The organism is Rhodoplanes roseus (assembly GCF_003258865.1).
Classification (GTDB): domain Bacteria; phylum Pseudomonadota; class Alphaproteobacteria; order Rhizobiales; family Xanthobacteraceae; genus Rhodoplanes; species Rhodoplanes roseus.
The window spans coordinates 16,147-27,073 of record NZ_NPEX01000063.1; the positions used below are offsets into that span (position 1 = coordinate 16,147).

Below are 10,927 nucleotides of genomic sequence, written 5' to 3' on the forward strand. Positions count from 1 at the left end.
GCCACTAGCGGCGGAACCGGCTTTGGTTTGAAGGTGGCCGCGTTCGAGGGCCGCACAGGCGCCGTCTGCCCCTCCTTCCGAATCACGCCCGCGCCACCGGCCGGTGACACATCGCCTGCCGCTCGGCTCCAAGTCCCCGCATTGCGGGCGTCCGTGAACAGGGGGTAGACCGCCGCCGTCATCCAGATTATATGATCCCCATCGCGCCACGGTCTGCCGGGGCGTGGTCTTCTCGTCGCCGCCGTTCGGACCCGCCTCCGGACCTGCCGGCGCCGCGTTGGGGGATAGTTTAATGGTAGAACAGCGGACTCTGACTCCGCTAGTCTTGGTTCGAATCCAGGTCCCCCAGCCACCATTCCCCCGAAGCCGACAATGCCGAGAGCCGGCGCGATCCTGATCGCGCTCGGGCGCGCATGTGTCGGATGTGGGGTGCGGCACCGATAGGGCCGGGGGCTTGTCGACACCTCTTCGCAGCGCAGCCCGTTGGTGGTAACAAGGGGCCGTTATCACGGCCCGGAATGAGCGATCACGACGGGCCTCGGGGCCGGCGCCGCCGGACCCGCGGAATGGGACGTCGGTTTGCCGCCATGCAGATCCTGTCGCCCGAGGACATCGAGCACGTCCGCTCCTCCTTCGACCGCGTCTGGGCGGAATCCAGGCGGCTCACCGATCTGTTCTACGGCCGGCTGTTCGAGACCGCGCCCGACGTGCAGCCGTTGTTCCGCGGCAATATCGACGAGCAGAAGCAGAAGTTCCTCGGCACGCTCGCCGTCATCGTCGGCAGCCTGGAGAACGCCGCCGTGCTGATGCCGGCGGCCGCCACGCTGGCCCGCCAGCACGTCGACTACGGGGTGTCGCGCGAGCACTATCCGGTGGTCGGCGAGGCCCTTCTGTGGAGCATGGAACGCTGCCTCGGGTCGGACTGGACGCCGAGCGTCGCAGCGGCGTGGCGCCGCGCCTATGCGGCCATCACGGACCACATGATCGCCAGCGCCTACACCGCGGAGGATGCGGCCGGCAGCCTCACGCGGGGCTGACCAGGTCCTGCAGGTTCTCGGCGCCGCCGAATCGCCAGCGGTGCAGCGTGGCGCGGTCGTAGAGCGAGGCGGCCGGATCGGCGGTGAGCAGCCACTCGGCCGAGGCGCGGTCGGGTGCCTCGAGCAGCACCGCAGTGCCGCGCCAATTGCCGCTCTCCGGGTCGAGCAGCGGCCCGGCGACGATGACGGCGGGCGCCGCCTCCGGCCGGGCCAGCAGGGTGCGCTGCGCCGCAACGATTCCGTCGGCCTGCACGTCCGGCACCGCGTCCGCCTCGCCGACGAACAGGAAGCGCGGATTGTCGGCGTCCCCGTGGAACTGCCACATGGTGCGGCCGGTGAGATTGTCGAAGCGGCGGATCACGACCTCGTCGAACACGCCGCCCTTCGCCAGCGGGTCGTCCTCGGCGAACGTCCGCACGGCCGCGGCGTCGGCGAGATCGACGACGTGCAGGCTGCCCGTCACGACCTTGCCGTCCTCCGACATGGTCGGCCCGCGGGCCACCATGGCGTCGATGTAGGGCGTCATGAACGCCCAGTGGTCCTTCAGGAGCGCACGTCGCGTCGGTCCGGCGCCGGCACGATCGCGCCCGTAGACGACATACAGCATGATGGCCTCCAGGCCTTGGACGTCAGGTCGTCTCGAAGCCGACGAAGCGGCAGACCTCGTCGACGCCGGCCCGCGTGGTGCGGACGCGGTTGACCGGGGCGTTCTCGTCGGCGTAGCCCACCGCGACGCCGCAGAACAGCATCTCGGTGTCGGGCAGCCCGATCAGCGGCGTGACGATCGTGGTGATCCGCGCCCAGGATTCCTGCGCGCAGGTCGACAGTCCGTAGCCGCGGGCCAGCATCATCAGGGTGGCCAGGAAGCCGCCGACATCGGTCCACTGGCCCGGGCCGCAGCGCCGGTCGAGTGCGATGAACAGGCCCACCGGCGCACCGAAGAACGCGTAGTTCTGCATGTACTGGGCGAGCCGGCCGGCGTCGTCGCCGCGGGCGACGCCGAGGGCGCGATAGAGCGCGACGCCGTTCTCGAAGCGGCGCGTGCGGAACGGCTCGAACAGCGGCTCCGGATAGACCGGATAGTCGCCGTTCAAATTGCGCGGATCGAGCGTGCCGAGCGCGGCCCGCACGTCGCGCACCAAATCGGCGAGTGCCGCACCGGTGAGCGCCGTGATCGACCAGGGCTGAAGATTGCCGCCGGAGGCGGCGCGGGTCGCCCGCTCGATCAGCTCGCGCACCAGCGCGCCGTCGACCGGCGTCGGCAGGAAGGCGCGGCAGCTTTTCCGCGAGTCGACGGCCTCGAACACATGCATGACGGCGAGCCTCGAACCAGCGCGGCCGCGACTCGCGACCGCTCCACCGTCCGAAGAACGTCCGCCGGCGCGCCGCGTCAATCGCGCGACGGGGCGTCCGTGTCGTCCGTGCGCGGCTGGTCGAGGATTCCGCGCGGCTGCGGTGCGCCGGGCAGCGGCGGCGCCGTCTCGGCCGGCGGCGCCAGATCGGCATTGTGCACCGTGTAGATCGACGGCGCGGCGCGGTTCACGTGCAGCCGGAAAATGTCCGGCCGGTTGTAGTGGCCGGCGAAGTCGTGGCGGAGCTTGGTGAGGATGCCGAGCTCGAGGTCGCAGTCGGCGTAGAGGATGCCTTCCTCAGCCCCCATCGGGCCGGCCAGGATGCGGCTGTTCGGGGCGACGATCACGCTGCCGCCGCAGCAGTCCGGGTTGCGCAGGAACTTCTCCGACTCCGGGCTCGGCTCGAGCATTTCGATGGTCCGCTCGTCCACGGTGCCGCAAGCCGAGACGACGAAGGCCTTGCTCATCTGGGCGAAGGCCTGGCTGTCGACGGACACGCGGTTGCGCATCGGATCGCCGCTGGTCGGGAAGTGGCTCGGCCAGCTCATCACGTGCAGGCGGGTGCCTTCCGCCGTGAGGGCGAAAACGGCGAGCGGGTTGGAGTTCTCGCCGCAGATCAGCCCACTCATCGGGCCGAACTCGGTCGGGAAGGCGCCGAACGTGTCGCCGTAGCCGCCGGTGTGGACGAGGCGCTCACCGACCGTCGGCATGATCTTCTGGTGCTTGCGGTAGCTGCCGTCCGGCGCGATGTAGACCTGGGTGTTGAACATCGTGCCCATGGTGTCGGGCCGCTTCTCGCAGACGCCGATCATCACATAGGCGCCGACCTCGCGGGCGGCCGCGCACAGCGCCGCGACCTCGGGGCCGGGGATCTCGACCGAGTTCTTGAACAGCGCGACCGAGAGGCGGTTGGCGATCGCGCTGGTGGCCGGATGGTGGTGGAACCAGATCGGATGCGCCGGGATGAAGCTCTCCGGAAACGCGATCACGCGAGCGCCGGCGCGGCCCGCCTCGCGGATCAGCCGGCAGGCCTTCTCGGTCGAGCCTTCACGATCGAGAAACACCGAGGCGGCCTGAACGGCGGCGACCTTCACGACGGCGTAGCTGTCTCCTGGCATTCGTCTCTCCCCATCGTTTCTTGTGCTTTCCTGAAAACCCGGAATGCGATGCGCGGTCTCGCGGGGCGAGGCGCACGTCGTCGCGGTCAGGCCGGCGCGATCGGCTTGCGTCCGACCGCGACGGTGGCGATGGACAACAGGCAGGCGGCGGCGACCACCAGGAACACGCCGCCCGGATGGCCGTGGTCCATCAGCAGGCCGAACATCACCGGGCCGGCGACGCCCGCGAGATTGAAGCCCGTGGTGACGAAGCCGAACACCTTGCCGAACGCGCCGGGCGGCGTCACGGCGCGCACGATCATGTCGCGGGCCGGCATCGACATGCCGCCGGCGAGCCCGGCCATGCCGAGGAGCAGCACCGCGCCGGCGGTGCCCAGATTGGCGATGCCGAGCGTCACGGTGCAGGCGGCGACGACCAGCATGGCGAGGACGGTGAGCAGCGCCGGGCTGACGTGGCCGACCGGCAGACCGCCGAGCAGCACGCCGACGGCGCTCAGCAGCAGATAGGCCGTCATGGCGAGGCTCGCGGCGGCGATCGGCAGATCATGCGCGGCGGCGAGCGCCACGGCTGAATAGGTCTGCAGACCGAGCTGGAACACCGCGAACAGCGCGAAGAAGACGAAGTTGATCAGGATCACGGGCGAGGTCAGCAGCCGCACCGAGCCGCCGGACTTCGCCGCGGCGGCGCCCCGCGGCGCCTGCGTGCGCGGCTCCACCGGCAGGAGGTCACGTCCCACCGTGGACAGATAGGCGGCGAGCGCGAGGCCGGGCAGGGCGGAGGCGACGAAGGCGCCGCGCCAGCCGATCTGGCTCTGCAGGAACAGCATCACGGGCGGCGCGACGGCGCCGCCCAGCATGCCGGCAAAGGTGTGGATCGAGTAGGCGCGGCCGATGCGCTCGGCCGCGACGCGGTTCGACAGCGCGGCGTAATCGGCCGGGTGGTACACGGCGCTGCCCAGCCCGCCGAGCCCGAACAGCAGGACGAACAGCCAGAACGAACCGACGAGCCCGGACGCCGCCAGCGCGACGGCACCGGCGACGAGCCCGAACACCAGCACGCGGCGTGCGCCGATGCGGTCGACCAGGACGCCGGCCGGCGTCTGGCACACCGCGCAGGCGATGTTGAACACGATCAGCGCGAAACCGAGCTCGGTGTAGGTGACCTGGAAATCCGCCCGCACCATCTCGAACACGGGCGGCAGCGCCAGGATGAAGTAGTGCGAGACGAAATGCGCCGCGCTCACCGCCACGATGACGCGGGTGTCCCCGGCATGAGCGGCGGCGAGCGGCAGGCGGGTCTCGGTCATCGCGGAGCCTCGGAACAGGACGACGCGGGGCGGCGCCGTCGCGACTTTGTATTATAGGTTCTCCGCGTCGCGTCCACCCCGGCGTCGGCCGTGCCGTCCGGCCGAGGCCGGACGATCAGGCGGCCGCCCGGCCGCCGTGGATGACGCGCCACAGCTTCTCCGAGGTCAGCGGCATGTCGACATGGCGGACGCCGTAGTCCGACAGCGCATCGATCGCGGCGTTCATCACCGAGACCAGGGCGCCGGCGCAGCCGGCCTCGCCGCAGCCCTTGACGCCGAGCGGGTTCGTCGGCGTCGGCACCGCGTGATAGGCGGTATCGAGTGGAGGAACATCGGCCGCGTGCGGCAGCGCGTAGTCGGTGAGCGAGCCGGTGACGAGCTGGCCCTCGGCGTCGTAGACGACGCGCTCCCAGAACGCCTGGCCGATGCCCTGCACGACGCCGCCGTGGATCTGGCCGTCGACGATCATCGGATTGATCACGGTGCCGAAATCATTGACAGAGACGTAGCGCACCACCGCGGGGACGCCGGTGTCGAGGTCGATCTCGACCTCGGCGACGTGGCAGCCGTTCGGAAAGGTCGACGGCACGCCGGGGCTCACCAGCGCGACGTCGAGGCTCTGCGGCACGCCCTCCGGCAGGACCAGGCCGCCGTGCAGGCGGGTCGCCAGCTCGAGCAGGCCGACGCCCAGATCCGTGCCGGCGACCGTGAAGCGCCCGTCCGAGAACTCGATGTCGGCGACGCCGGCCTCCAGCACCGCGGCCGCGATGGTGCGGCCCTGCTCGATCACCTTGAGGCTGGCCTCGACGGCCGCCGTGCCGCTGGCCGCGCTGGAGCGCGAGCCGCCGGTGCCGCCGCCGGCGATCAGCGCGTCGCTGTCGCCCTGGCGCAGCCGGATGCGCTCGAACGGGATGCCGAGCTTTTCCGCGATGACCTGGGCGAACGGCGCGGCGTGGCCCTGGCCGTAGTCGAGCGTGCCGGTCGTGAACGTCACGGTGCCGTCCCGCTCGAAGGTCAGGCCGCCCATCTCGGGGCTGGCCGGCGCCGTCACCTCGAGATAGCTGCCGATGCCGATGCCACGCAGCTTGCCCGCCTTGCGGCTGGCGCGGCGGCGGGCCGCGAAGCCGGCCCAGTCGGCGGCGTCGAGCGCGCGCTTGAAGACCGCCGGGAAGTCGCCGGAGTCGTAGGTCATCGCCGAGGCGGCCGCCCAGGGCAGATCCTTCGGGCGGACATGGTTGCGCTTGCGCAGCGCGAGGCGGTCGATGCCGGTCTGCTGGGCCGCGACGTCGATCAGCCGCTCCATGATGTAGTTGCCCTCGGGGCGGCCGGCGCCCCGATAGGCCGCGACCGGCGTCGTGTTGGTGAAGCAGCACAGCGTCCGAACCTCGATCAGCGGGGTGCGGTAGACGCTGGCGACATTCTTCAGCGCGTTGACGGTCGGTGGCATCGGGGAGATGAGGCCGAGATAGGCGCCCATGTCGGCGTGCCCGATGAGGCGCAGCGCGAGGAAATGCCCGTCGGCGTCGAGCGCCAGCTCGGCGGTGCGCTCCTGGTCGCGGCCATGGGTGTCGGACAGGAAGCTGGCGCTGCGGTCCTCGGTCCACTTCACCGGCCGGCCGAGGGCGCGGGCAGCGTGCAGCACGCAGACATATTCCGGGAACGCCGCCGACTTCATGCCGAAGGAGCCGCCGACATGGCCGGTGAGCACCCGCACCTTGTCGGTCGGCACCTTCATCAGGTCGGCGATCTGGCCGCGCATGCCGAAGGCGCCCTGGCAGGCGAGGTGGAGCGTGAAGCGCTCGGACGCGGGATCGAACGCCGCGACCGCGGCGCGCGGCTCCAGCGGCACGACGACGACGCGGCTGACGGTGAGGTCGAGCCGCACCACATGGGCGGCCTGCGCGAACGCCGCCTCGACCTTCGCGGAGTCGCCGGTGCGCCAGTCCACCGCGATGTTGCGGGGGGCCTCCGGATAGAGCTGCGGCGCGCCGGGGGCGACCGCCGCGGCCGTCGTCGTGACGGCCGGCAGGTCCTCGATGTCGAGCGTCACGGCCTCGACCGCGTCGCGCGCCTGGACGGCCGTCTCGGCCACCACCACGGCGACCGGGTCGCCGACGAACCGCACGCGGTCGACCGCGAGGGCAGGGCGGGCCGGCTTGGCCATCGGCGAGCCGTCGTGATTGGCGATCGGGGGCAGGCATTTCAGCGGGTTGTAGGCGGCGAGGTCGGCCGCCGTGTAGACGGCGAGCACGCCCGGCATCGCCCGCGCCGAGGCCGTGTCGATCCCGCGGAGAATTCCGTGCGGATGCGTGCTTCGCACCATCGCGGCAAAGGCCTGGCTGGGCAGGCCGACGTCGTCCGTATAGCGGCCCTGGCCGCGGACCAGCACGGGGTCTTCGGTTCGGGGCACCGGCTGGCCGACCGCGAAGCGCGCGGTCGCCCAGGCCGAGGCGTCGCCGGCGGCCGAACCGTCGGCGGAGGGGGCGCCGGTGCGCGACCCGGGAAGGCGGGGATCGTCGGGAGAGATCATGGACTGCTGCTGTTCGGGGGTTCTGGGCGGGCCGATAGATCTAGTCCATCGGAGCGATCGCTACAAATCCGCCGAACGGATGATTTCAGGTTCAATTTTTGGTGGTGGCATGGTGCGGTGGCCCTCCCGCCACGCCTTGGCAATTGCGTCCGTAGAAAGGCCTGTTACACTTCGAGTCGACGAAACAACACATCGTGATGACGTCTGGCGCCTTCGCGGCGGCCGGCGCGAAGGCGATTAATGGATCAAGAGGCCCCCACAGGCGGCCTCCTCGGATCGGCGCGTCTGGGGAGAGAGGGGGCGCCGGAGCAGCCCGGCCTGGCGTGGCCGACTTCGGCGTCGCCCGGCGAGCCGTCCCGGCAGGCCCCCGCGCCATGGCCGACCTATGCGGCCCTCGATCTCGGCACCAACAACTGCCGGCTCCTGGTCGCGCGCCCGACCGGCAGCGGCTTCCGGGTGGTCGACGCGTTCTCGCGCATCATCCGGCTCGGCGAGGGCGTGTCGCTGACCGGCCGGCTCGGCGACGCCGCCATCGCCCGCGCCGTCGACGCGCTCGCGATCTGCCGCGACAAGATGCGGGCCCGCGGCGTCAGCAGGGCCCGGCTGATCGCCACCGAGGCGTGCCGGGCGGCCGTCAACGGCGCCGAGTTCCAGGCCCGCATCAGCGAGGTGGTCGGCCTCGACATCGAGATCGTCGACCAGCGCACCGAGGCGGAGCTGGCCGCCACCGGCTGCACGCCGCTGATGGATCCGGATTCGCGCGGCGCCATCCTGTTCGACATCGGCGGCGGCTCCTCCGAGCTGGTGCGCCTGTCGCGCTCCGAGACGGCCGGCCGCGGCCCGCCCAAGCCGGTGATCCAGGGCTGGGTGTCGCTGCCGATCGGCGTGGTCACGCTGGCCGAGCGGTTCGGCGGCGTCGCCGTCGACCGGCCGATCTTCGACGCCATGGTGGCGGAGGTCACGACCGCCCTGACGGCATTCGCGGCGAGCCACGGTCACGACCTCGGCGGCATGCACATGCTCGGCACCTCCGGCACCGTCACGACCATCGCGGGCGTCCATCTCGCCCTGCCGCGCTACGACCGGCGCCGCGTCGACGGCTGCTGGCTGCGCGGCCCCGAGATCGCCGCCGTGATCGACCGCCTGATGGCCATGACCTACCAGGAGCGGGTGGCGAACCCCTGCATCGGGGCGGAGCGGGCCGACCTGGTGCTGGCCGGCTGCGCCATCCTGGAGGCGATCCGCCGCGCCTTCCCGTGCCCGCGCCTGCGCGTCGCCGACCGCGGGCTTCGCGAGGGCATGCTGGTCAAGATGATGCGCGCCGACGGCGTGTGGGAGCGGCAGTGACCGCGGCGGGCGCCTCTGTCTCGCGTCGCCGTCGTCGCCGGGCTTGACCCGGCGACCCATCGCACTACGAAGAGCATCGTCTTGCGTGTGAAGGGATGCGCGGGTCGACCCGTGCCACGCCTCGCAGGCTGCGCGCACCACGATCGAGAGCGGGCGCATCGCCCCGAGCAACCGACTCCATGACCAACGACAGCAAGCGACCCCTGAAAGTCCAGGTCAAGAAGCGCAAGGGCCGTACGCTGGCCCAAAAGCTCTGGCTCGACCGGCAGCTCAACGACCCGTATGTCGCGCGGGCGAAGCGCGAGGGCTATCGCTCGCGCGCCACCTACAAGCTCATCGAGCTGGACGACCGCTTCCACCTGCTGAAGCCCGGATCGCGCGTCGTCGATCTCGGCGCCGCGCCGGGCGGCTGGAGCCAGGTGGCGGCGAAGCGGGTCGGCGCCGAGGCCGGCAAGGGCCGGGTCGTCGCCATCGACATCCTCGACATGCCGCCGATCCCCGGGGTCGACGTGCTGCATCTCGACTTTCTCGACCCCGCCGCCCCCGACAAGCTCAAGGCGCTCCTGGGCGGCCCGGCCGACGTGGTGTTCTCCGACATGGCGGCCAACGCCACCGGCCACCGCCAGACCGACCACCTCAAGATCATGGCGCTGGCCGAAGCCGCCGCGATGTTCGCCCGCGAGGTTCTGGACCCCGGCGGCTCCTTCCTCTGCAAGGTCCTGCGCGGCGGCACCGAGGGCGACCTCCTCGCCGACCTCAAGCGCGACTTCGCAAAGGTGAAGCACGTCAAGCCCGCCGCCAGCCGCGCCGACTCGGCCGAGCTGTATGTGCTGGCGATGGGGTTCAGGCAGGCGGCCGAGGGGTAGGGTGGGCAAGCGCGGTTGGCGCTATGACCCACCTTTCGTTTTTCACTGCGCTTCCGACGATGGCGGCGGGTTATGCTGTTTCAACGTTAACCAACCCTACGAGGCACAACATATTATTTCCGCGGCATCAGTCGTGGGGCATAGCAGTAACGCTTGTTCCGTCGGCACAGCATCGCCATATTCACGGCTTCGAGATGGGTTGCAATCCAAATTGCCGCGACCTTCTGCCACTGGCTATGTTACCAGACCCTAAGCTTCCCAAGCGGAAGCGGCGCCACGAAATAGTGCGCTGTCGCGGGTGCGACTCGATTTGCGGAATATTGCGGAAACGAATATCAGCAATGTGCTCACCAGGCCAATAAACGCAGCAGCAAAGAACCATGCTGCACGTTGGATCATAATTTCTTGGATAAAATGAATAATACTTTCGTGGGGATTGAATTCCGGCAACCCAAAAAAGAAGCGAGTACAAAAGTAGCCGGCGATTGGAGGGATGGAGAACAAAATCGGACGAATGAAAAGCTCTGTCGCTTGGTCGACGGGAAAGTTGCGATGCCTAAGTGATGTAAATAATAGAGCAAACCATGAGCCAATAACGAGTCCTAGTGTCGCACCGATCAGGGCTGAGAGATATGGAAAGATCGGCGTCAGGACGGCCATGCTCATATCATATCTCCGAGCCATTCAACGAAGCGTACGAGAACTCGAAAGGTCATGACCACGTGCGTTAGTATCATTACCAGAAAGTATCTTGGCAGGAATTCTTCTACTTCCACGTATTCGGCAATAGGTATCCACATCGTAAAGCTCAGCGCGCCAATCGCACCTAACGCAGTAACAAACCCGAAGTTCGCGAACCTTCCCGCCTTCGATCGTCGCATACGCAACACGATAAAATTTGTTCCGAGGCCCAAGAGAAGGCCGGGGACGAAGCCGGCCAATCCACCGACGATGCCTGACGAGATAAGGGAACGGCGCATGATCGCGAGACTACAATTTGGATCAATGGGTGGCAACCATTCGAGCAAGCGCGGCCCGGATCGTCGTAGGGCGCAATAGCGAAGCGTATTTCGCCGGCTCGGCATCACCTCCGCGCAGGGGTCGGCGCAACACGCTTCGCGATTGCGCCCTACATTCTCACTCACGTCTCAATCAGCAGCTTGGAACCTCGATCCGTCATCCTGAGGTGCCCGGCGCAGCCGGGCCTCGAAGGATGCGGTCCGGTCCGTCGCCCTTCGAGGCTCGGGCTTCGCCCGCGCGCGTCAGGGTGACGGGGAGAGTGAGGCGTCGTCGGAGGCGGTGAGGCCTGACGGCGTGGGCACGCCGCTGCGCGGCTTTGCCCACCGTACGGCTCTGACCCGCCCCTCATG

At 69.3% G+C, this 10,927-nt stretch carries 9 protein-coding genes and 1 tRNA gene; 4 read left to right on the forward strand and 6 right to left on the reverse strand.

Annotated elements, in window-relative coordinates:
• Positions 1 to 278: 278 nt before the first annotated feature.
• A tRNA-Gln gene (locus tag CH341_RS11685) sits at positions 279 to 352 on the forward strand.
• 214 nt (positions 353 to 566) lie between these two features.
• Positions 567 to 1,037 (forward strand): globin domain-containing protein, encoded by a 471-nt coding sequence (locus CH341_RS11690; RefSeq protein ID WP_245431004.1) that lies wholly within the window; start codon positions 567 to 569, stop codon positions 1,035 to 1,037.
• Here CH341_RS11690 and CH341_RS11695 read toward each other — a convergent pair.
• The 5 genes from CH341_RS11695 to CH341_RS11715 all read right to left on the reverse strand — a co-directional run bounded on the left by CH341_RS11695 (position 1,024) and on the right by CH341_RS11715 (position 7,344).
• Positions 1,024 to 1,644, reverse strand: coding sequence for a YciI family protein (locus CH341_RS11695; RefSeq protein ID WP_111419208.1), 621 nt, complete (start codon positions 1,642 to 1,644; stop codon positions 1,024 to 1,026). The two genes, CH341_RS11690 and CH341_RS11695, sit on opposite strands and share 14 nt — an antisense overlap.
• A gap of 22 nt (positions 1,645 to 1,666) precedes the next feature.
• Complete coding sequence (locus CH341_RS11700) at positions 1,667 to 2,350, reverse strand: nitroreductase (protein WP_111419209.1); 684 nt, start codon at positions 2,348 to 2,350, stop codon at positions 1,667 to 1,669.
• 77 nt (positions 2,351 to 2,427) lie between these two features.
• Positions 2,428 to 3,507, reverse strand: a complete 1,080-nt coding sequence (locus CH341_RS11705) for a carbon-nitrogen hydrolase family protein (RefSeq protein WP_111419210.1) — start codon at positions 3,505 to 3,507, stop codon at positions 2,428 to 2,430.
• Positions 3,508 to 3,593: 86 nt separating this feature from the next.
• Positions 3,594 to 4,814 carry an MFS transporter gene (locus CH341_RS11710; RefSeq protein WP_111419211.1) on the reverse strand — a complete coding sequence of 407 codons (1,221 nt, stop codon included), beginning with the start codon at positions 4,812 to 4,814 and terminating at the stop codon, positions 3,594 to 3,596.
• A gap of 115 nt (positions 4,815 to 4,929) precedes the next feature.
• The gene (locus CH341_RS11715) at positions 4,930 to 7,344 is read right to left on the reverse strand and encodes a xanthine dehydrogenase family protein molybdopterin-binding subunit (RefSeq protein WP_111419212.1); all 2,415 of its coding nucleotides are present in this window, start codon (positions 7,342 to 7,344) and stop codon (positions 4,930 to 4,932) included.
• 240 nt (positions 7,345 to 7,584) lie between these two features.
• Here CH341_RS11715 and CH341_RS11720 point away from each other — a divergent pair, with 240 nt between their 5' ends.
• On the forward strand, positions 7,585 to 8,691 hold the full coding sequence (locus CH341_RS11720) for a Ppx/GppA phosphatase family protein (RefSeq protein WP_111419213.1): 1,107 nt from the start codon (positions 7,585 to 7,587) through the stop codon (positions 8,689 to 8,691).
• A gap of 179 nt (positions 8,692 to 8,870) precedes the next feature.
• Complete coding sequence (locus CH341_RS11725) at positions 8,871 to 9,557, forward strand: RlmE family RNA methyltransferase (RefSeq protein ID WP_111419214.1); 687 nt, start codon at positions 8,871 to 8,873, stop codon at positions 9,555 to 9,557.
• A gap of 249 nt (positions 9,558 to 9,806) precedes the next feature.
• On the opposite strand, the gene CH341_RS33645 is transcribed toward CH341_RS11725, so the two are convergent.
• A complete protein-coding gene (locus CH341_RS33645; RefSeq protein ID WP_146604443.1) occupies positions 9,807 to 10,223 on the reverse strand; it encodes a hypothetical protein in 417 nt (138 codons plus the stop codon).
• Positions 10,224 to 10,927: the final 704 nt, after the last annotated feature.

What these genes read in the sequence shown, in the direction of transcription:
- CH341_RS11705 (WP_111419210.1), bottom strand. Translation starts at nt 3,507, where the DNA reads ATGCCAGGAGACAGCTACGCCGTCGTGAAGGTCGCCGCCGTTCAGGCC.
- CH341_RS11690 (WP_245431004.1), top strand. Translation starts at nt 567, where the DNA reads ATGGGACGTCGGTTTGCCGCCATGCAGATCCTGTCGCCCGAGGACATC.
- CH341_RS11725 (WP_111419214.1), top strand. Translation starts at nt 8,871, where the DNA reads ATGACCAACGACAGCAAGCGACCCCTGAAAGTCCAGGTCAAGAAGCGC.
- CH341_RS11715 (WP_111419212.1), bottom strand. Translation starts at nt 7,344, where the DNA reads ATGATCTCTCCCGACGATCCCCGCCTTCCCGGGTCGCGCACCGGCGCC.
- CH341_RS11700 (WP_111419209.1), bottom strand. Translation starts at nt 2,350, where the DNA reads ATGCATGTGTTCGAGGCCGTCGACTCGCGGAAAAGCTGCCGCGCCTTC.
- CH341_RS11720 (WP_111419213.1), top strand. Translation starts at nt 7,585, where the DNA reads ATGGATCAAGAGGCCCCCACAGGCGGCCTCCTCGGATCGGCGCGTCTG.
- CH341_RS11695 (WP_111419208.1), bottom strand. Translation starts at nt 1,644, where the DNA reads ATGCTGTATGTCGTCTACGGGCGCGATCGTGCCGGCGCCGGACCGACG.
- CH341_RS11710 (WP_111419211.1), bottom strand. Translation starts at nt 4,814, where the DNA reads ATGACCGAGACCCGCCTGCCGCTCGCCGCCGCTCATGCCGGGGACACC.
- CH341_RS33645 (WP_146604443.1), bottom strand. Translation starts at nt 10,223, where the DNA reads ATGAGCATGGCCGTCCTGACGCCGATCTTTCCATATCTCTCAGCCCTG.